Origin of the sequence: Hydrogenophaga sp. PML113 (genome assembly GCF_001777155.1) — a bacterium.
Classification (GTDB): domain Bacteria; phylum Pseudomonadota; class Gammaproteobacteria; order Burkholderiales; family Burkholderiaceae_C; genus Hydrogenophaga; species Hydrogenophaga borbori.
The window spans coordinates 13,243-30,205 of the sequence record NZ_MIYM01000016.1 but is presented as its reverse complement, the minus strand read 5'-3'; the positions used below and the strand labels follow the sequence as shown (position 1 = coordinate 30,205).

The following is a 16,963-nucleotide window of genomic DNA, read 5'->3' as shown; positions in this document are numbered from 1 at the left end:
GGCTTACGCGCCGGCGGACACCGACGCGATTTCGCCGCGGGCCACCAGGCCCAGGCGCTCGGCTTGCGCGGCTTCGGCGCGCACCTGCGCACGGCTCAGGCCGCTGTCGGCCACCTTGTCTTCCACCGGGAAGACCTCACCGCGGGCCACCAGGCCGGCGCGGTTGGCTTGCACGGCCTCGGCCTGCACTTCGGCGCGGCTCAGGGTGGATTGGAAGTTGAAGACTTCGTTGCCTTCGATGGGGCCTTGGGCGAAAGCGGCACCGGCGCCCAGGGCAAGGGTCAGGGAGAGGGCGATGTTTTTGGCGGCGTTCATGGCAGTTCCTTCAAGATAACGGGTGGTTAACGGGGTTTTGCTTTTCATGCCGCTTGGTGTTCCGGCATGGGATGAACTGTAGGGATTGCCGTCTCGGGAATAAACAACCGGATGCGGAATGAACAGTTGCCGAACCGGAAATAATTCCCGCCTCCGCTAAGCTGTGCCCCCATGCCACGCGACCCCGACGCCCTGTTCAAGACCGTGCTGCAGGTGTTGGCCATCCTGGGCCTCATGGGCCTGCTGGCCATGGTCTTCCACAAGGCCTTCACCGACCTTGCCTTGCTGTGGCAGCAGCACTCGGGCACCGACTTCTGGCCCGCGGTCGTGCGCTACGTGTTCAAAAACCTCGCGGGCTGACGCCGTCGCCCGCCCCTATCGGGCCCCGCCATGACCCCCACCACCCTGCACTACCAGCTCGCGGCCGAGGTGCTCGCCGCCCACCCGGGCTACTGCCGTGGCGTGGTGGTGGTGCGCGGCGCCGACAACACCCGCGCCGCGCCGGCCCTGGCCGCCCTGCTGCGCGAGGCCGAGGCCGGCCTGCGCGAGGCGGTGCGCGGCAACGTGGCCGAACACGAGCGCATCGCCGCCTGGCGCGAGGCCTACCGCCGCTTCGGCGCCAAGCCCTCCGAGCACCGCGCCGCCATCGAGGCCCTGGCGCGGCGGGTGCTCAAGCCCGACCAGTTGCCCTCGATCAACCCGCTGGTCGACATCGGCAACATCGTCTCGCTGCGCCACCTGCTGCCGGCCGGCGTGCACCCTCTGGGCGTGGGCGAGAACCGGCTGGCGCTGCGCCACGCGCGAGCGGGCGATGGTTTCGCGCCGCCCGATGGCGGACCGGCGGAGGCGCTGCCCGGGGGCGAGATCGTGTTCGCCGACGGCGCGCGTGTGCTCACGCGCCGCTGGACCTGGCGCCAGGCCGCCAGCACCCAGACCTTGCCCGAGACCACGCAGGTGTTCTTCAACATCGACGGCTTGCCACCCACGCCGCGCGAGGCCGTGCTGGCCGCCATGGACGACGTGCGGGCGCTGGTGCGCGAGCACACGGGCGGCGAGGTGGTGGCCGCGCAGCTGCTCTCGTCCGAACAGCCCGCCATGGCGTGGGGCCTGGGCGGCTGAAGGCCGGCCACTGGGCGGCCTTTGCGGGGAGCGGCGCGGCCATGCGGCCGGCGCCGTGAAGGGGGCCGTCTCGGCCACAGGGCCGAGGGTATGCGCGGGCCCCGCGCGCGACACTGGCGGTTTTTTCCGGCCCGCCCGGGCCCGCCGCCATGGCCTACAGCGTCAAGGAAATCTTCTACACCCTGCAAGGGGAGGGCATGAACGCCGGACGCCCCGCCGTGTTCTGCCGTTTCGCCGGCTGCAACCTCTGGTCGGGCCGCGAACCGGACCGGGCCGGGGCGGTCTGCCGTTTCTGCGACACCGACTTCGTCGGCACCGATGGTGGCGGCGGGGGGCGCTTCGCCGACGCCGCGTCGCTGGCCGGCGCGGTGGCCCGGGCCTGGACCGCCGGTGCGGCGCGGCGGCTGGTGGTGCTCACCGGCGGCGAGCCCCTGCTGCAGGTGGACCCGGCCCTGATCGAGGCCCTGCACGCGCGGGGGTTCTTCGTCGCGGTGGAAACCAATGGCACGGTGGCCGCGCCCGCGGGCATCGACTGGTTGTGCGTGAGCCCCAAGCAGGGCGCGCCGCTGGTTCAGCGCGAGGGCCAGGAGATCAAGGTGGTGGTGCCGCAGCCCGGCCTGGACCTGGACGCGCTCGCGGCCCTGGCCTTCGAACACCGCCTGCTGCAGCCCATGGACGGGCCCTCGCGCGCGGCCAACGCGCGCCTGGCCGTGGCCTGGTGCCTGCGCGACCCGCGCTGGCGGCTCAGCGTGCAGGCCCACAAGGCGCTGGGCATCCGATGAAGCTGGAACTGACGCAGCGCTTCTTCTTCGACGCCGCGCACACGCTGGAGCGCGCGCACGACAGTGCGCCAAGCCGGCGGGTGCACGGCCACACCTACCACGCGGCGGTGACGGTGAGCGCGCCGGCCGCCGCCGACAGCGGCATGGTGGTGGACCTAGCGCTGCTGCGCCAGGGCATCGCCGCGGTGCGCGAGCGCCTGGACCACCACCTGCTCGACGAGGTGCCGGGCCTGGGGCGGCCCACCCTGGAGAACCTGTGCCGCTTCATCTTCGAGGGCATGGCCAGCGGCCTGTGGGTGGTGGAGCGCGTGGACGTGGAGCGGCCCGCCAGCGGCGACGCCTGCCGGCTCAGCCGATGAGGCGAGCGTGGGTCCGTGGCCGATGGACCGCTGTGATCAGAATGGGCGCGCGCGGCGCTCAGGCGTTCGCCGCCATGTCGTGCAGGCGGGGCAGCCACAGGGTTTGCCCGCGCGGCGTGAGGGCCAGCGCGCGGCCCTCGCCCGGCCGCAGCCAGCCCTGTTCGATGAAATGCCCCAGCAGTTGCTCGGCCAGCTCGCCGGCCAGGTGGTCCACGCCCTCGGACCAGTCGTGGCAGGCGTAGGCGTAGCGGCGGCGCCGGCCCGAGGGCGTGGGCGTGAAGCCGAAGGCGCGCAAGGCCTCGTGCCCGGCGGGCGTGAGCGCCAGGCCCTCGGGCACGGCCTCGAAGGCGCCGCGCCGCATCAGGCCCGAGAACAGCGCCACGCCCAATTCACCGGCCAGGTGCCGGTAGCAGCAGCGCGCGTACTTCAGCCGCGCGCGCGCCGGGTGGCGCCAGGCGGGGCTGGTGGTTTCGCGCTCGGACACCGAGGCCAGCGATTCGAGCAGGCGCGCCACCGATTCGTCGGCCAGCGCGTAGTAGCGGTGCCGCCCACGCGGCTCCACGCGGATGAGCCGGCCGTCGAGCAGCTTGTGCAGGTGGCCGCTGGCCGTGGCCGCCGACACGCCGGCCACGGCGGCCAGGTCGGAGGCGCTGGCCTTGCGCCCGCCCAGCAGGTGCAGCAGCATGCGCGAGCGCGAGGGGTCGGCCAGCAGGCTGGCCACGGCGGTGAGGGCGGGTTCGAACGGGGCGTGCATGCGGGGGCTTCAGTTCAGCGCGGCGCGTGAATCGGGCGGGGCCTGGTCGCGTTCGTGCAGGCCATAGTCCCGGACCACCTGGGCCACACGGATGCGGTAATTCTGGAACACGCCGCCGCGCCCTTGTCGCTGGCCCTCGCGGTGCGCGCCCTGGCCACGCCAGGCGTGCACCGCGGCCTCGTCGCGCCAGAAGCTCAGCGAGAGGAACTTGCCCGGCTGGCTGAGGCTTTCGAAGCGCTCCACCGAGAGAAAGCCGTCGATGTGCGCGAGGTGCGGGCGCAGGTCCTGCGCGATCTGGAAATAGCGCTGCGCGCCGCCCTCGACCGGCTCGACCTCGAAGATCACCGCGATCATGGCTGCACCTGGCGCGGCTGTGCGAGGGTGCCCGGCACGCCGCTGAGCCAGCTGCGCTGCTCGCGCAGGATGAAGCGCTGCGTGCGCGCGCGCTCGAAGTTGGCGCGTCCGGCCTCGTCGGCGCGCAGCCGGGCGCGGTAGCGCTCGTAGGCGGCCAGGTCGTCGAAGCCGATCAGGCCCCAGGCGATGTCGTTCGTGCCTTCGCTGGGCACGAAGTAGCCGATGAGGTGGCCGCCGCAGCGCGGGATGATCTCGCCCCAGTGCCTGGCGTACTCGGCGAAGGCGGGGACCTGGAAGGGGTCGAGCTGGTAGCGGATGAAGCAGACGGTGTTCACGGGGCGTTCTCCTGAATTGGGCCAGGGCCCCACTGTGGCGCGGATCGCGTGTGCCACGCTTCGGCGCGTGGCGAAGCGTGGTGCTCAGGCCCGGCGCCCGCGCAGCAGCCCGTGTTCGGCCAGCACCAGCAGGGCGTGGCCCGCCAGGCCGATCAGGCTCAGCAGCACCAGACAGGCGAACAGCTCGTTCGCGCGGTAGGCGCGCGCGGCCAGCAGGATGGTCAGGCCCAGGCCGTCCTGGGTGGCCAGCATCTCGCCCAGCGTGCAGACGAGCAGCGACACCGTGAGCGACAACCGCAGGCCGGCCAGGATGTCCGGCGCCGCATGCGGCAGGCCCATCTTCCAGAGAAAGGCCGGGCGCGACAGCCGCAGGCAGCGCGCCACGTCGAGCAGGCGCGGCTCGACGCTGGACACGCCATGCACCGTGGCCAGCAGGGTCGGCCAGATGGCGCCGAAAGCGATGACGGCCAGCACCATGGCTGGGGACAGGCCGTACAGCGCGATCGCCAGCGGCATCACCGCCGAGGCGGGCAGCGGCCTCATGAACTCCAGCGTGGGCTGGACCCAGGGGCGCAGGGCGGCCGTGCTGGCGATGGCGGCCCCCAGCACGACGCCCGCCGCGGAGGCCAGCAGCCAGCCGAGCAGCAGGCGCCCGATGGTGTTCAGGGCGGCGTGCAACAAATCACCGCGCAGGCCGTCGATCAGGCTGAGCGCGGTGGCCTCGGGGGTGGGCAGGAAGGCCGGGCTGACCCAGCCGGCCCGGCCGATGGCCCACCACAGCGCGAGCAGCGCGGCAAGCAGGCCGAGCGACGCCGGCCAGTGGCTGGGCTGGGCCTGTTTCATGGCACGGTCACGCCGAGGCGGCGGTTCAGCGCGCGCTGCAGGCGCAGCATGCCGGTGTTGATCAGCACGCCGATGGCGCCGATCCACATGAGCCAGCCGATCATCATGGCCGGCTCCAGGCTTTGCTGGGCCAGCAGCATGGCGAAGCCCATGCCCTGGGGATTGCCGGCGATCTCGACGGTGAGGGCGATGACCAGGGCGAAGCCCGTGCCCATGCGCACGGCCGTGAGCAGGCGCGGTGCGATGGCGGGCAGCACGATGAGGCGGATGCGCCGCGCCGTGGACAGGCCCAGCAGCCGGCCCAGCTCGAGCAGCTGGGGGTCGACCTGCCGCACCGCGCTCTGCACCAGCAAGACCTGGGGCCAGAACGTGCTGAAGGCCACCAGGCTCACTTCCAGGTCGGTGCCGAAGCCGAACAGCAGCATCACCAGGGGCAGCAGCGCCACCGACGGCAGCGGCCGCAGCAGCTCGATGCTCAGGAAGCCGGCGCGCGAGGCGCGCGGCGACAGGCCCAGCCCGATGCCGACCAGCGTGCCGAGGCAGGCGCCGATCAGCAGGCCCAGCGCGGCGGCGCCGAGCGTGAAACCGGTGGCGGGCCACAGCGAGCCGTCCAGGGCCGCGCGCAGCAGCGCGCGCAGCGCGGCGCTGGGCGGCGCCAGCTGCTCGCTGCCCAGGGCGGCCGCGCGCCGGGCGAGCGCTTCGAACAGGCCCAGCAGCAGCAGGGGAAGGGCCGTGGCGCGCAAGGCGCGCCACGGCCCGGGTGCGCGGGCATGCGCTTCAGGCATGGCCCCGTTCGACGTGGTCGAACAACTCGCGGCGCAGGCGCAGGAAGTCGGGGCCTTCGCGGGTGCTGAGCTGGTGGCGCGGGCGCGCGATGGGCACCTCGATCGCGTGCGCCAGGCTGGGCCGCCCGGGCCCGGGGTGGGCGCGCATGGCGATCACGCGGTCGCCGAGGTAGATGGCCTCTTCGAGGTCGTGGGTGACGAACAGGACGGTGAGGCCGTGCTCGCGCGCCAGGCGGGCCAGCTCGTCCTGCAGGCCCTGGCGCGTGAGCGCGTCCAGGGCGCCGAAGGGCTCGTCCAGCAGCATGAGCCGGGGCCGCTGCGCCAGGCAGCGCGCGATCTGCGCGCGCTGTTGCATGCCGCCCGACAGCTGCACCGGGAAGTGCTGGCCATGGTCTTGCAGGCCCACCTTGCGCAGGGCGTCGGCGATGCGGGCGGTCCGTTCGCCGCGCGGCACGCCAGCGGCCTCCAGCGCCAGGCCCACGTTGCCTTCCACCGTGCGCCAGGGCAGCAGGGCGCGGCCGTAGTCCTGGAACACCAGGGCCATTTCGCGCCAGGGCCCGGTGATCGGACGGCCCTCGCAGCGCACCTCGCCTTCGGCCGGGCGCAGCAGGCCGCTGGCCGCGCGCAGCAGCGTGGTCTTGCCGCAGCCACTGGGTCCCACGATGCAGACGAACTCGCCACGCGCGATGTCGAGCCGGTGAATGGAGACGATGTCCTGTCCGCCAAGGCGGATGGCCACCCGGTCGAAGCGGAGGAAAACGTCGGACGGGGCGTCGGGGTTCACTTGGCGATCAGGCGCTGAACGTCCGGGGTGGTTTTCAGCATGTCCTGGTCTTTCATCAGCTCGACCCAGTAGGCGAGTTGGTCCGGGGTCAGCGTGGCGTTGGGCCGGGTGATCGGCACCTTGGCCAGCACCTCGGCGGGCAGCTTGAGAAACGGCTTCAGGGCCGCCCGCACGCGCGGTTCGTTGGCCGGTTGCCGCACGAACTGGCGCCTTCCTGCACCGCTTCGCGGAACGCGTGCACGGCCTCGGGGTTGCGTTGCACCCAGTCGCGCCGCGCCACGTGCAGCACGGTGGGCCGGTTGTCGGGCAGGAAGGTGGTGTAGTAGGAGACGACCTTGGCGAGGCCGCTGTCGACGAGGCGGGTCAGGAAGGGTTCGGCCGTCACCGTCGCGTCGAGGGAGCCGCCGCGCAGCAGATCGGCCTGCAGGATGAAGGGCACCTCGACGAACTGGACCCGCCGGTGGTCCACGCCCTGCTGCTTGAGCCAGGCGCGACAGGTGATGTGCAGAAAGGCGTTGAGGCCCGGGACGCCGATCTTGCGGCCCACGCAGTCCGCGGCGGTGACGATGCCCGCGCCCGGCCGGGCGACCAGGCCGGTGTTGACGATGTCCTTGGCGGTCACACCGCCGCCCGCGACCGCCACCAGGTCCAGGCCGCCTTCCACGGCCTGCAGGAAGCCCGAGGGGGTGGGGCCGCCGATCTGCAGCGCGTCCGATTGCAGCGCCGCCGGAATCGTGGAGTTGACGGGAATGAAGCGGAGCTCGATGTCGAGCTTGCGCCGACGGAAGAAGCCTTCGGTGGCGGCGACGAAGACCGAGGCGAAATCCGTGACGGCGCTGTAGCCGAACTGAATGGGCGCGGCCCCCAGGGCCAGACGGGGAAGGCCCAGGCTGGCCGCGGCGGCCAGCAGCAGGGGGCGTCGTGAGAGTGGCATGCGATGGCTCCTGCAGACGTTGACGGCATCCGCCACCCATGGGTGGGTGCCGGGGGACGCTCCCTGTCTTGTCGGGCCTGGGATCGCGATGCCGATCGCTGTTGATCCGATCAGCGGTTGTCGATCTCCGGGCCTCTGCTCCGTCGAGACAATGCCAGGGCCATGGGTCTTGGGTGGTGTGTCGGCCGGGTGGCCGTCATGATTTGGTTGTTTGTCTTAAAGGAGTCTTACATGCCCACCGGAACCGTCCGCCTCCACCGCGTCCTCAAGGCCCCGCCACAACGGGTCTTCCGTGCCTTCACCGAACCCGCCGCCCTGTGCCGCTGGCTCCCTCCCTACGGTTTCACCGCCGCGGTGCAGCAGATGGACGCCCGCCTGGGTGGCCAGCACCGCATGTCTTTCACCAATTTCGGCACCGGCCAGTCGCACAGCTTCGGCGGCGAGTACCTGGAGTTCGTGCCGGGCGAGCGCCTGCGCTACACCGACAGCTTCGACGACCCGAACCTGCCCGGCACCATGACGGTGAGCGTCACCCTCAAGGCCGTGGTCTGCGGCACCGAACTCCAGGTGGTGCAGGAGGGCATACCCGAGGCGATTCCCGCCGAGATGTGCTACCTGGGCTGGCAGGAATCGCTGGAGCAGCTGGCCAAGCTGGTGGAGCCCGAGATCCCCAGCGAGTGAGGTTCCGCGCCCGGGCACCGGTTCAGAGGAACATGCCGCCCGAGACTTCGATGCGCTGGGCGTTGATCCACCGGTTTTGCGGCAGCAGCAGCGTGGAGATGGCGTCGCCGATGTCGTCGGCCTGGCCCACGCGGCCCAGCGCGGTCTGCGCGGCGATGAACTGGTTGAGGCCCGCGTTGTCGCGCACCGCGCCGCCGCCGAAGTCGGTTTCGATGGCGCCCGGCGCCACCACGTTCACCGCGATGCCGCGTGGCCCGAGTTCCTTGGCCAGGTAGCGCGTCAGCACCTCGACACCGCCCTTCATGGCGGCGTAGGCCGCATGGCCCGGCAACGCGAAGCGCGCCAGCCCGCTGGAGAGGTTGACGATGCGCCCGCCGTCGGCGATCAGGGGCAGCAGCGCCTGCGTCAGGAAGAAGCTGCCCTTGAGGTGGATGTTCATCAGCTCGTCGAACTGCGCCTCGGTCGTCTCGGTGAAGGGCGCGTGGATGCCGATGCCGGCGTTGTTCACCAGGTAGTCGAAGCGCTCGCGCGCCCAGACGCTGGCCAGCCGCTCGCGCACCGCCCGCGCGAAGGCGGGAAAGCCGCGGCTGTCGCCCACGTCCAGCGGCAGCGCCACGGCGCGCGCGCCTAGGCGCTCGATGTCGGCGAGTACCGCCTTCGCCTCGTCGGCGCGGCTGCGGTAGGTGAAGACCACGTCCACGCCGCGCGCGGCGAGCTTGAGCGCGGTGTTGCGGCCCAGGCCGCGGCTGCCACCGGTGATGAGGGCAATGGGGTTCGGGATCGGCGCGTTCATGGTGGGCTCCTGAGAAAAGGGGGATGTAGCCAGTCTATTGATCAGAATAAGATGAATAAACTGTCTACATCTGTTCAATCTGTTCTAAATTTCAAAACAAATAGGCCCATGAACACCCTGGACGCCATGAAGATCTACGCCCGCGTGGCCGAGCTGGGCAGCTTCACGCAGGCGGCCGCTGGCCTGGGCTTGCCCAAGGCCAGCGTGTCCTCGGCCGTGCAGCGGCTCGAGGCGATGCTGGGCACGCGGTTGCTGCAACGCACCACGCGTCGCGTGGCGGTCACGCAGGACGGCCAGCTGTTTCTCGAGCGCTGCCGCGACCTGCTGGACGACGTGGAGGACCTGCGCACCCTGTTCCAGTCCGAAGGCGCCGTGCTGCGGGGCCGCTTGCGCGTGGACCTGCCGCTGGGCGTGGCGCGCCAGATGGTGTTGCCGCGCCTGCCCGAATTCCTGGCCGCGCACCCAGGGCTCGAGCTGGAGCTGAGCAGCACCGACCGCCGCGTGGACCTGGTGCGCGAAGGCTTCGACTGCGTGCTGCGCGTCGGGCCGCCGGGGGATTCCAGCCTGGTGGCGCGCCCCCTCGGCGGCTGCGAGCTGGTCACCGTGGCGAGCGCGACCTATGTGCGCGCCCATGGCAAGCCCACGCGGCTGGAACAGCTCGCGGCGCACCGGCTGGTGCACTACGTGGGCACGCTGGGCGCGCGCTCGCCGGGTTTCGAATACCTTGACGCCAGTGGCCAGGCGCGCCGCGTCACCATGGCGGGCGCGCTCACCGTGGACAACTCCGAGGCCTACATGGGCGCCTGCCTCGCGGGCCTGGGCATCGTGCAGGTGCCGCGCTGGGGCGTGGCCGATCGTCTGCGCGCCGGCGAGCTGGTGGAGCTGCTGCCGCGCCACCGGCCCGCGCCGCTGCCGGTGAACCTGCTGTACGCGCACCGGCGGCACCTGCCGCGGCGCGTGCAGGTGTTCATGCAGTGGATCGCCGGGGTGATGGGGCCGCTGGTGGTGCCTCAGCGCGCCCCGCTCGCGCGCGGCGGTGGTGACGCTCAGGGGGCGGCGGGCGGCCCATCGAGCGCCGCGAGCTCGCGCAGACGTTCGGGCGTGGCCACGGGCAGGCCGAAGAATTCGAGGTAGGCGGGGATCTGCTCGAAGAGCATGTCGGTGCCCACCTGCACGCGGCAGCCGCGCGCCTGCGCGGCCGACAGGAAAGCGGTGACGCGCTCGCGCATCACCACCTCGCCAACGAAGGTGCGCGCGTCGAGTCGGTCCACGTCCAGTGGCAGCGGATCGCCGGGCGCCATGCCCAGTGGCGTGGCGTTGACCACGAGATCGAGGCCCGCCGGGTCGCTTTTGCCGGTGCTGATCTGCAGCAAGGGATAGGCCGCGCGCAGGCGCTGGCTCAGGGTTTCGCTGGCCGTGCCGTTCGTGTCGAACAGCGCCAAATGCGCCACACCGGCCGCCGCCAGCGAGGCGGCGATGGCCGAGCCCACGCCGCCGCTGCCCACCACCAGCGCGCTGGCGCCCTTGAGCACGAGGCCCTTGCGCTGCACGCCGCGCACGAAGCCCTCGCCATCGAACAGGTCGCCGATGAGGCGGCCGTCGGCCGCGCGCTTCACGGCATTGCAGGCGCCGGCCACGCGCGCGGTGCGCGAGACCTCGTCGAGCAGCGCCACCACGCCCACCTTGTGCGGCATGGTGATGAGCGCGCCCAGCACATTGGGCGCGGCCATCAGCGGCGGCAGCAGCGAGTCGAGCGCGCCGGCCGGGCAGTCGATGGGAACCACCACCGCGTTGGTGCCGCTGGCCGCGAACCAGGGGTTGTAGATGAGCGGCGCCTTGAAGCTGTGCGTGGGGTGGCCGAGGTGGGCGATCACCCGGGTGTGGCCGTCGATGCGGGGCACGGTCATGCGCGGCACCCTCGCGGGTTCAACCCGTGTAGCCCGCCAGCCGCGGCAGCAAGAGCACGAAGTCGGGCCAGAAGGTGGTGATGGCCAGCGCGATCACCATCACGCCCAGGAAGGGCAGGGTGGCGCGCACCAGCGCGCCCAGCGAAACGTCGGCGATCTTGGTCATCATGAACAGCAGCAGGCCGTACGGCGGCGTGACCAGGCCGATCATGATGTTGAGCACGGCCACCACGCCGAAGTGCACCGGGTCCACGCCCAGCGCCACGGCCGTGGGCAACAGCACGGGCAGGATCACCAGGATGATGGTCGAGCCTTCGAGGAAGGCGCCCAGCACGAGCAGCAGCAGGTTGGCGAGCAGCAGGAAGGTGAAGGGCGACAGCTCCAGCCCGCGCATCATCGCGCTCAGCGAGGCGGGGATGTTCTCCGAGGTGATGACGAAGTTGAACACCGTGGCGCCCGCGATGAGGATGCCGATGGAGACGCTGGTGCGCGCGCTCTGCTGCAGCGACTGGTAGACGTCGCGCAGGCCCAGGCTGCGGTAGTAGAAGGCCGAGATGAGCAGCGCGTAGGCGGCGGCCACGCCGGCGGCTTCGGTGGGCGTGGTGATGCCGCTGTAGAGGCAACCCAGCAGCAGCACGGGCATCATCAGCGCGGGCAGGGCCTCGCGCGTGATGCCCGGCAGCTCGCGCATCGGCACGGCGTCTTCCACCGGGAAGCGGTGGCGCTTGGCCAGGTAGTGGATCAGCGCCATCTGCACCGCACCCAACAAGAGCCCGGGCAGCACGCCGGCCAGGAAGAGGTAGCCGATGGAGGTGCCCGAGACCAGCGCGTACAACACCAGCGGAATCGACGGCGGCAGGATGGGCCCGATGACCGCCGAGACGGCGGTGAGCGCGGCCGCGAAGGCGGGCGGGTAGCGGCCATCGCGCGTCATCATGGCCTGCATGAGCTTGCCCGAGCCGGCGGCGTCGGCCAGGGCCGAGCCCGACATGCTGGCGAACACCACGCTTTGCAGCACATTGACCTGGGCCAGGCCGCCGGGAAAGCGACCCACCAGCGCGTTGCACCAGCGCAGCAGTCGGTCGAGCACGCTGCCCGAGCTCATGAAGCTGGCGGCCAGGATGAACAGCGGAATGGCCAGCAGCAGGTAGCTGGAGTAGGTGCTGTTGAGCAGCTGCTCGGCCGCGCTGCCCATGTCCATGCCTTTGAGCCAGAGGTACAGGATGGACGCGCCGATCATGGCCTGGCCGATCGGCACGCCCAGCAGGCTCAGCAGGACGATGGCCGCCACGGCCAATGAGAACGGACTCGTCGGATTCACAGGGAACCTATGTGCGTGGGGTCGGCCGACGAGCGTCCGCGCAGGGCGTTCACGATCAGCCACAGGTGGCGCGCGATGACGGCGGCGGCGAACACGAGGTAGATCGAGTACAGCCAGTCGAAGCGGATCTTCAGGTATGAGCTGCTCTCCACCTTCATGAAGCTCACGTAGTCCCAGGTGGCGGGCATGGCCAGTGCGAACAGCGCGACGGTGGCGATGGAACCGATGGACGCCAGCACGCGCTGCCCGCGCGGGCCGAACAGCGCCTTGAGCAGGTCGATACGGATTTCCTCCTCGTCCCTGAGCACGAAGGCCGCGCCCCACAGGATCAGCCAGAGCCAGGCGACGAGCGAGATTTCGGCCGTCCAGCCCACCGGCAGATCGAACAGGTAGCGCAGCGCGATCTGCAGGATGAAGGCGAGGAAGATCACGCCGAGAAGGAGGGCGGCCACGGCCTCGGCCGCCCGCGCGAGCAGGCGCATCACTTGACCGCGGCGATCTTGTCGATGATCCCCGGGGCCCAGGCCTTCGCTTCGTCGGAGGCCAGGTAGATCTTCTGCGCGTGCTCGCGGAAAGCGGTGATGTTGGGCACGTACACGTCCAGCCCCTGGCGCTTGAAGCCCTCGGCCAGCTCGGCCTCGCGCTTGACGTGCTCGTTGGCGCTCCAGGTGATGGCCTTGTCGACCGCCGCCTGGAAGGCCTTCTGCTTGTCCGCCGGCATGGCCTGCCAGGCCTTGAGATTCATGGTGAGCAGATCGAAGGCCACCAGGTGCGAGGTCAGCACGATCTGGCCCATGACCTCGTAGAACTTCATGTTCTGCACGTTGGGCAGCGGGTTGTCCTGGCCGTCCACGGTGCCGGTCTGCAGGCCGGTGTAGGTCTCGGCGTAGGCCAGTGGCGTGGGGTTGGCGCCGAGCGAGCGGCCCAGCAGCTGCCACGCGTCGCCGGCGGGCATGCGCAGTTTCACGCCGGCCAGGTCGGCCGGCACATTGACCTTCTTCTTGCCGCGCAGGCCCACGTGGCGCGTGCCGAAGAAGGTGGGGCCCAGGATCTTCACCTTGAGCTGGTCCTCCACCTGCTTCTTCATCTGCGCGCCCAGTTCACTGGCGAAGAAGGCGTTGAGGTGGTTGGCGTCGCGGAACAGGTAGGCTGAGGTCAGAACCGACCAGGCCGGCACCTGCTTGGAGATGTCCTGCGGCGCGATGTTGCCCATCTCCAGGTTGTCGCGCTGCAGGGCGACCAGCTCCGTGCCCTGGCGAAACAGCGTGGAGTTGAGGTGGGCCTCGATGCTGTGGTCGGGCGCGATGTCGGCGCCCAGGCGCTTGATCATCTCGGCGCGAATGTCGGTGTCCGAGAACACCGCGGCGAAACGCAGCTTGGTTTGCGCGCGGGCCTGCCCGGGCAGCAGCGCCCCAGCGGCCAGGCCGGCGCCGGCGCAGAGGAGGGAGCGACGATCGATGGTGCGGTTCATGGTGCTTGTCTCCAGGGAATGGCGGTTGTTGTGAAGGAAAGCGTGTCAGGCGGTGGTGGCCGCGCGCAGTCGCTGCGCCACCGCGTGCAGCGCGAGCTCGTAGCCGATGGGTCCCAGCCCGCAGATCACGCCGGTGCTGGCCAGCGAGGTGAGCGAGTCTCTGTACGGCGCCTCGCGGCGGTGGATGTTGGTGATGTGGACCTCGATCACGGGCTGATCGAGCATCTTGAGCGCGTCCAGCAGCGGAATGGAGCGGAAGGACAAGCCGGCCGGGTTGATGACCACGGCCGCCCCCTCGGCGCGCGCTTCCTGAACCCAGTCCACGAGCACGCCTTCGTGGTTGGACTGTCGGAACACGCAGCGCAGGCCGAGTTCGGCGGACAGGGCCAGGCATCGGTCCCGCACCTGGGCCAGGGTGGTGTGGCCGTAGAGATGCGGCTCGCGCACGCCCAGCAGGTTCAGGTTGGGGCCGTTGAGGATGTGGACGGTGGCGGTCATGGTGGGGCGGGAATGTGGCGGCGGGCTTGGCCGCCAAGGGCGCCTGGCCTACAGTCGTCTCCTGTTGTCGCTTGGCGGTGAGACGATTTTTGTGCCGCCACAGGAAACACTTTCCAGGCTGGAAACGGCTTCCGCATAACAAAATCCTCGAGACATGAACCTTGCCCTGGACCGCGGCCTCTCGCTGCTCGAGCACCTGTCGCGCCACCCCGACGGCCTGCCCCTGGCCCTCATGGCCGAGGAGCTGGACATTCCGCTGAGCGCCTGCCATCGCCTGCTGGCCGATCTGCAGCAGCGCGGTTATGTGCGCCAGAAGCGCAAGCAGGGCGACTACCAGCTCACCACCAAGGTGGTCTCCATTGGCCTTGGCTACCTCAGCCACGGCGGCATCGTCGATATCGCCGGGCCCCTGCTGGAGCGGCTGGCGCAGCAGTCGGGCGAGCTGGTGCGCCTGTCCCTGGTGGACGACGACCGCCTGACCTTCGTGGCCAAGGCCCAGGGCGTGCGCCAGCAAGGCGTGCGCTACGACCCCGACATGGGCGCGGACGTGTGGCTGTCTTGCTCGGCCTCGGGCCATGCCTGGCTGCACACGCTCAGCGACGAGCGAGCGCTGGAGCTGGTGACGCGACAGGGCTTCGGGCAACCCAAGGACTACGGCCCCAAGGCGCCGACAACGGTCAAGGCGATGTTGGGCTTCCTGCACGCGGCCCGCGTGCGGGGCTACGCCATGATCGACGAGGTGTTCGCGCCGGGCATGAGCGCGATGGCCGCGCCGGTGATGCGTCGCCACGAGGCCATTGGCGTCATCAGCATCGCGGGGCCGCGCACGCGCCTGGGCGTGGCGCGCATGCAGGAGCTGGCGCCCTCGCTGCTGGCCGCGGCCGCCGAGTTGGGGCCGATCAGCAACGCGTCCAGCCTCTTCGGACGGCCACCCCTGGGCAAGGGGTGAGCCCGCGGCGCTAAGGGATTTCACGCCGCGGGGCTTCGCGGGCCTCGGCGTAGCATGGGGCAGGAGGAACCGCGATGGACCCGTTGAAACTGCCCGATCCCGAGACCCTGGCGCTCTACAAGGAAATCGCGCGGCACCTGCTCTTCGCCATGGTGGCCGGCGGCCTGATCGGCCTGGAGCGCAGCTTCCATGGCCGGCCCGCGGGCTTTCGCACCCACACCCTGGTGTGCCTGGCCTCCAGCCTGCTGATGCTGGTGACGCTGTACCAGGGGGTCTGGTTCGAGCAGGACAGCAAGGGCAACGTGACCATGGACCCCACGCGCATGGCCCAGGGCATCATGACCGGCATCGGTTTCCTGGGCGCGGGCGTGATCTTCAAGGAGGGGCTCACGGTGCGCGGCCTCACCACCGCGGCGTCCATCTGGATGACCGCCTCCATCGGCGTGCTCATGGGCATCGGCTTCTACTTCCCGGCGGTGCTCGCCACGGTGCTGACGCTGGCGACATTGGTGCTGCTGCACCGCGTCGAACGCGTGGTGCCGACGCACATCTACGCCCAGCTCAATGTGCGCTTCGACCGCTTCAAGGCCATGCCCGAGGCCGACCTGCGCCAGCTGCTCAAGGCGCACGGCTTCACCATCGCCAACCTGAGCTACCGGCTGGAGGAGGGCGACGCCTTCGAGTACCGCATGATGCTGCGCACCATGCGGGCGAAGAACCTGGGGGCGCTGGCGCGCACCTTGGGCACGCAGAAGGTGGTGGAGCAGTTCCGCCTGTCGCCCACGGGCGACTGAGCCTCAGACCCTGTAGCGGTCCCAGAAGCCGGCCTGCGGCTCGATCTGCTCGACCACGTCCACCCACAGGCCCGAGGGGTCGCGAAAGCCGAAGCGGCGCTGGCCGAAGGCCTCGTCGCGCAAGGACAGGCCCGCCACACCGCCGCGCGCCAGGAAATCCGCGTGCGCGGCGGCCGCGTCGGCCACCTGCAATTCGAAGCACAGCCCCTGGCCGCTGAAGGTTTCGGGCCCGGGCGGGGCCGAGGGGTGGTCGGGCGCCATGAAGGCCAGCGAGGCGCTGCCGTCCTCGGCGCACAGCCACACGAACCAGCTGCTGGCGAAGCCGCATTGCCAGCCCAGGCGCCGCTCCCAGAAGGCCTGGCAGGCGCGGATGTCCGGCGTCACGACGATGGGGTAGCGATCCTGGTAGCGGGCCAGATGGGTCATGGATATCTCCTTAAGAATAGACAGACAGTCGGTTTATTCAATGTAAGATACCGACAGACTGTCTGTCAATGATCTGGATGATCGAAAAGGAGCGCCCATGAAGAACGCCGAACGCGCCAGCGCCACCCGCGCACGCCTCATCGCCGTGGCCCGCCGCATGTTTGGCGAGCAGGGCTACGCCGGCACCGCCACCGAGGCGGTGCTGCAGGAGGCCGGCGTGGCGCGCGGCGCGATGTACCACCACTTCGCCGACAAGGCCGCGCTGTTCGAGGCGGTGTGCCTGGCGGTGTGCGAAGACATCGTGCCCGCCGTGGAGCGGGCGGCCGACGCGCGGCGCGACCCGCTGGACGCCTTGGTGCAGGGCTCCATCCGCTGGATCGAGAAGACCTCGGAGCCCGAGGCGCGCCGCATCCTCATGATCGACGCGCCCACGGTGCTGGGCTGGGCCCGCTGGCAGGCGCTGGACGACCGCCTGAGCCAGGCCTCGCTTGCCGAGGGCATGCAGGCCGCGATCGCGGCCGGGGCGATCCGCCTTGACTGCCGCCTGGAACTGGCGGTGGCCATGATGAATGGCGCGCTCAACGCGCTGGCGCTGCGCGTGAACGCGCCCGAGGCGCCGGTGCCGCCGCGCGAATGGCGGCGCGCGGTGCGCGCCCTGTGGGCCGCGCACGCGGTGTGACGGTCCGCCAGGCGCGCTGCGCGCGCCAGGCTCGCCGTTTGCCGGATGCCACGGCCCGTCGCTTGACGAACATACCAACT

The 16,963-nt window shown here is 70.7% G+C and carries 25 protein-coding genes; 9 read left to right on the top strand and 16 right to left on the bottom strand.

Annotation, left to right across the window (positions count from 1 at the left end; genetic code table 11):
* Positions 1-3: 3 nt before the first annotated feature.
* The gene (locus BHU06_RS20440; RefSeq protein WP_070401071.1) at positions 4-315 is read right to left on the bottom strand and encodes a DUF4148 domain-containing protein; all 312 of its coding nucleotides are present in this window, start codon (positions 313-315) and stop codon (positions 4-6) included.
* A gap of 171 nt (positions 316-486) precedes the next feature.
* Here BHU06_RS20440 and BHU06_RS20435 point away from each other — a divergent pair, with 171 nt between their 5' ends.
* From BHU06_RS20435 to BHU06_RS20420, 4 genes are all read left to right on the top strand, one after another.
* Positions 487-675, top strand: coding sequence for a hypothetical protein (locus BHU06_RS20435; RefSeq protein WP_070401070.1), 189 nt, complete (start codon positions 487-489; stop codon positions 673-675).
* A 30-nt stretch (positions 676-705) separates the two neighbouring features.
* Positions 706-1,434 (top strand): B3/4 domain-containing protein, encoded by a 729-nt coding sequence (locus BHU06_RS20430; RefSeq protein ID WP_070401069.1) that lies wholly within the window; start codon positions 706-708, stop codon positions 1,432-1,434.
* Positions 1,435-1,583: 149 nt separating this feature from the next.
* Complete coding sequence (queE, locus tag BHU06_RS20425) at positions 1,584-2,216, top strand: 7-carboxy-7-deazaguanine synthase (RefSeq protein WP_070401068.1); 633 nt, start codon at positions 1,584-1,586, stop codon at positions 2,214-2,216.
* Positions 2,213-2,575: a 6-carboxytetrahydropterin synthase gene (locus BHU06_RS20420; RefSeq protein WP_070401067.1), complete on the top strand. Its 363-nt coding sequence runs from the start codon at positions 2,213-2,215 to the stop codon at positions 2,573-2,575. The genes queE and BHU06_RS20420 overlap by 4 nt, the downstream gene beginning before the upstream one ends.
* Before the next feature lie 58 nt (positions 2,576-2,633).
* On the opposite strand, the gene BHU06_RS20415 is transcribed toward BHU06_RS20420, so the two are convergent.
* From BHU06_RS20415 to BHU06_RS20385, 8 genes are all read right to left on the bottom strand, one after another.
* On the bottom strand, positions 2,634-3,329 hold the full coding sequence (locus BHU06_RS20415) for a helix-turn-helix transcriptional regulator (protein WP_070401066.1): 696 nt from the start codon (positions 3,327-3,329) through the stop codon (positions 2,634-2,636).
* Between the two features lie 9 nt (positions 3,330-3,338).
* Positions 3,339-3,683, bottom strand: a complete 345-nt coding sequence (locus BHU06_RS20410) for an antibiotic biosynthesis monooxygenase (protein ID WP_070401065.1) — start codon at positions 3,681-3,683, stop codon at positions 3,339-3,341.
* Complete coding sequence (locus tag BHU06_RS20405; RefSeq protein WP_070401064.1) at positions 3,680-4,018, bottom strand: NIPSNAP family protein; 339 nt, start codon at positions 4,016-4,018, stop codon at positions 3,680-3,682. The genes BHU06_RS20410 and BHU06_RS20405 overlap by 4 nt, the downstream gene beginning before the upstream one ends.
* Before the next feature lie 84 nt (positions 4,019-4,102).
* Complete coding sequence (locus BHU06_RS20400; protein WP_070401063.1) at positions 4,103-4,861, bottom strand: ABC transporter permease; 759 nt, start codon at positions 4,859-4,861, stop codon at positions 4,103-4,105.
* Positions 4,858-5,646, bottom strand: a complete 789-nt coding sequence (locus tag BHU06_RS20395) for an ABC transporter permease (protein ID WP_070401062.1) — start codon at positions 5,644-5,646, stop codon at positions 4,858-4,860. Before BHU06_RS20395 ends, BHU06_RS20400 begins: the two co-directional genes overlap by 4 nt.
* A complete protein-coding gene (locus tag BHU06_RS20390) occupies positions 5,639-6,430 on the bottom strand; it encodes an ABC transporter ATP-binding protein (protein ID WP_070401061.1) in 792 nt (263 codons plus the stop codon). Before BHU06_RS20390 ends, BHU06_RS20395 begins: the two co-directional genes overlap by 8 nt.
* Entirely contained in the window at positions 6,427-6,603 is a 177-nt protein-coding gene (locus BHU06_RS23055) for a hypothetical protein (RefSeq protein WP_254668208.1), read from the bottom strand. The genes BHU06_RS20390 and BHU06_RS23055 overlap by 4 nt, the downstream gene beginning before the upstream one ends.
* Positions 6,588-7,364: an ABC transporter substrate-binding protein gene (locus BHU06_RS20385; protein WP_254668207.1), complete on the bottom strand. Its 777-nt coding sequence runs from the start codon at positions 7,362-7,364 to the stop codon at positions 6,588-6,590. Before BHU06_RS20385 ends, BHU06_RS23055 begins: the two co-directional genes overlap by 16 nt.
* Before the next feature lie 231 nt (positions 7,365-7,595).
* Between BHU06_RS20385 and BHU06_RS20380 the strand changes: the two genes are divergently transcribed.
* The gene (locus BHU06_RS20380; RefSeq protein ID WP_070401060.1) at positions 7,596-8,045 is read left to right on the top strand and encodes an SRPBCC family protein; all 450 of its coding nucleotides are present in this window, start codon (positions 7,596-7,598) and stop codon (positions 8,043-8,045) included.
* 22 nt (positions 8,046-8,067) lie between these two features.
* On the opposite strand, the gene BHU06_RS20375 is transcribed toward BHU06_RS20380, so the two are convergent.
* Positions 8,068-8,838, bottom strand: a complete 771-nt coding sequence (locus tag BHU06_RS20375) for an SDR family NAD(P)-dependent oxidoreductase (RefSeq protein ID WP_139147147.1) — start codon at positions 8,836-8,838, stop codon at positions 8,068-8,070.
* 108 nt (positions 8,839-8,946) lie between these two features.
* Here BHU06_RS20375 and BHU06_RS20370 point away from each other — a divergent pair, with 108 nt between their 5' ends.
* Positions 8,947-9,972 (top strand): LysR family transcriptional regulator, encoded by a 1,026-nt coding sequence (locus tag BHU06_RS20370; protein WP_083293346.1) that lies wholly within the window; start codon positions 8,947-8,949, stop codon positions 9,970-9,972.
* On the opposite strand, the gene BHU06_RS20365 is transcribed toward BHU06_RS20370, so the two are convergent.
* From BHU06_RS20365 to BHU06_RS20345, 5 genes are read right to left on the bottom strand one after another with little or no spacing between them, the layout of a single operon-like run.
* A complete protein-coding gene (locus tag BHU06_RS20365) occupies positions 9,885-10,745 on the bottom strand; it encodes a shikimate dehydrogenase (protein ID WP_070401059.1) in 861 nt (286 codons plus the stop codon). The two genes, BHU06_RS20370 and BHU06_RS20365, sit on opposite strands and share 88 nt — an antisense overlap.
* 19 nt (positions 10,746-10,764) lie before the next feature.
* Entirely contained in the window at positions 10,765-12,066 is a 1,302-nt protein-coding gene (locus BHU06_RS20360; RefSeq protein WP_070401058.1) for a TRAP transporter large permease, read from the bottom strand.
* Positions 12,063-12,548 (bottom strand): TRAP transporter small permease, encoded by a 486-nt coding sequence (locus BHU06_RS20355; protein WP_070401057.1) that lies wholly within the window; start codon positions 12,546-12,548, stop codon positions 12,063-12,065. Before BHU06_RS20355 ends, BHU06_RS20360 begins: the two co-directional genes overlap by 4 nt.
* The gene (dctP, locus tag BHU06_RS20350; protein WP_070401056.1) at positions 12,548-13,537 is read right to left on the bottom strand and encodes a TRAP transporter substrate-binding protein DctP; all 990 of its coding nucleotides are present in this window, start codon (positions 13,535-13,537) and stop codon (positions 12,548-12,550) included. Before dctP ends, BHU06_RS20355 begins: the two co-directional genes overlap by 1 nt.
* 45 nt (positions 13,538-13,582) lie before the next feature.
* On the bottom strand, positions 13,583-14,035 hold the full coding sequence (locus tag BHU06_RS20345) for a type II 3-dehydroquinate dehydratase (RefSeq protein ID WP_070401055.1): 453 nt from the start codon (positions 14,033-14,035) through the stop codon (positions 13,583-13,585).
* A 154-nt stretch (positions 14,036-14,189) separates the two neighbouring features.
* On the opposite strand from BHU06_RS20345, the gene BHU06_RS20340 reads away from it, so the two are divergent.
* Positions 14,190-14,984, top strand: coding sequence for an IclR family transcriptional regulator (locus BHU06_RS20340; RefSeq protein ID WP_070401054.1), 795 nt, complete (start codon positions 14,190-14,192; stop codon positions 14,982-14,984).
* 74 nt (positions 14,985-15,058) lie between these two features.
* Positions 15,059-15,778 carry an MgtC/SapB family protein gene (locus tag BHU06_RS20335; RefSeq protein ID WP_070401053.1) on the top strand — a complete coding sequence of 240 codons (720 nt, stop codon included), beginning with the start codon at positions 15,059-15,061 and terminating at the stop codon, positions 15,776-15,778.
* A 3-nt stretch (positions 15,779-15,781) separates the two neighbouring features.
* On the opposite strand, the gene BHU06_RS20330 is transcribed toward BHU06_RS20335, so the two are convergent.
* Positions 15,782-16,204 carry a VOC family protein gene (locus tag BHU06_RS20330; RefSeq protein WP_070401052.1) on the bottom strand — a complete coding sequence of 141 codons (423 nt, stop codon included), beginning with the start codon at positions 16,202-16,204 and terminating at the stop codon, positions 15,782-15,784.
* Positions 16,205-16,301: 97 nt separating this feature from the next.
* Here BHU06_RS20330 and BHU06_RS20325 point away from each other — a divergent pair, with 97 nt between their 5' ends.
* On the top strand, positions 16,302-16,883 hold the full coding sequence (locus tag BHU06_RS20325) for a TetR/AcrR family transcriptional regulator (protein ID WP_070401051.1): 582 nt from the start codon (positions 16,302-16,304) through the stop codon (positions 16,881-16,883).
* The last annotated feature ends 80 nt before the right edge of the window (positions 16,884-16,963 follow it).

What these genes read in the sequence shown, in the direction of transcription:
- BHU06_RS20415 (WP_070401066.1), bottom strand. Translation starts at nt 3,329, where the DNA reads ATGCACGCCCCGTTCGAACCCGCCCTCACCGCCGTGGCCAGCCTGCTG.
- BHU06_RS20325 (WP_070401051.1), top strand. Translation starts at nt 16,302, where the DNA reads ATGAAGAACGCCGAACGCGCCAGCGCCACCCGCGCACGCCTCATCGCC.
- BHU06_RS20330 (WP_070401052.1), bottom strand. Translation starts at nt 16,204, where the DNA reads ATGACCCATCTGGCCCGCTACCAGGATCGCTACCCCATCGTCGTGACG.
- BHU06_RS20355 (WP_070401057.1), bottom strand. Translation starts at nt 12,548, where the DNA reads ATGCGCCTGCTCGCGCGGGCGGCCGAGGCCGTGGCCGCCCTCCTTCTC.
- BHU06_RS20430 (WP_070401069.1), top strand. Translation starts at nt 706, where the DNA reads ATGACCCCCACCACCCTGCACTACCAGCTCGCGGCCGAGGTGCTCGCC.
- BHU06_RS20395 (WP_070401062.1), bottom strand. Translation starts at nt 5,646, where the DNA reads ATGCCTGAAGCGCATGCCCGCGCACCCGGGCCGTGGCGCGCCTTGCGC.
- BHU06_RS20400 (WP_070401063.1), bottom strand. Translation starts at nt 4,861, where the DNA reads ATGAAACAGGCCCAGCCCAGCCACTGGCCGGCGTCGCTCGGCCTGCTT.
- queE (WP_070401068.1), top strand. Translation starts at nt 1,584, where the DNA reads ATGGCCTACAGCGTCAAGGAAATCTTCTACACCCTGCAAGGGGAGGGC.
- BHU06_RS20340 (WP_070401054.1), top strand. Translation starts at nt 14,190, where the DNA reads ATGAACCTTGCCCTGGACCGCGGCCTCTCGCTGCTCGAGCACCTGTCG.
- BHU06_RS20440 (WP_070401071.1), bottom strand. Translation starts at nt 315, where the DNA reads ATGAACGCCGCCAAAAACATCGCCCTCTCCCTGACCCTTGCCCTGGGC.
- BHU06_RS20420 (WP_070401067.1), top strand. Translation starts at nt 2,213, where the DNA reads ATGAAGCTGGAACTGACGCAGCGCTTCTTCTTCGACGCCGCGCACACG.
- BHU06_RS20380 (WP_070401060.1), top strand. Translation starts at nt 7,596, where the DNA reads ATGCCCACCGGAACCGTCCGCCTCCACCGCGTCCTCAAGGCCCCGCCA.
- BHU06_RS20410 (WP_070401065.1), bottom strand. Translation starts at nt 3,683, where the DNA reads ATGATCGCGGTGATCTTCGAGGTCGAGCCGGTCGAGGGCGGCGCGCAG.
- BHU06_RS20345 (WP_070401055.1), bottom strand. Translation starts at nt 14,035, where the DNA reads ATGACCGCCACCGTCCACATCCTCAACGGCCCCAACCTGAACCTGCTG.
- BHU06_RS20335 (WP_070401053.1), top strand. Translation starts at nt 15,059, where the DNA reads ATGGACCCGTTGAAACTGCCCGATCCCGAGACCCTGGCGCTCTACAAG.
- BHU06_RS20365 (WP_070401059.1), bottom strand. Translation starts at nt 10,745, where the DNA reads ATGACCGTGCCCCGCATCGACGGCCACACCCGGGTGATCGCCCACCTC.
- BHU06_RS20385 (WP_254668207.1), bottom strand. Translation starts at nt 7,364, where the DNA reads ATGCCACTCTCACGACGCCCCCTGCTGCTGGCCGCCGCGGCCAGCCTG.
- BHU06_RS20370 (WP_083293346.1), top strand. Translation starts at nt 8,947, where the DNA reads ATGAACACCCTGGACGCCATGAAGATCTACGCCCGCGTGGCCGAGCTG.
- dctP (WP_070401056.1), bottom strand. Translation starts at nt 13,537, where the DNA reads ATGAACCGCACCATCGATCGTCGCTCCCTCCTCTGCGCCGGCGCCGGC.
- BHU06_RS20375 (WP_139147147.1), bottom strand. Translation starts at nt 8,838, where the DNA reads ATGAACGCGCCGATCCCGAACCCCATTGCCCTCATCACCGGTGGCAGC.
- BHU06_RS20435 (WP_070401070.1), top strand. Translation starts at nt 487, where the DNA reads ATGCCACGCGACCCCGACGCCCTGTTCAAGACCGTGCTGCAGGTGTTG.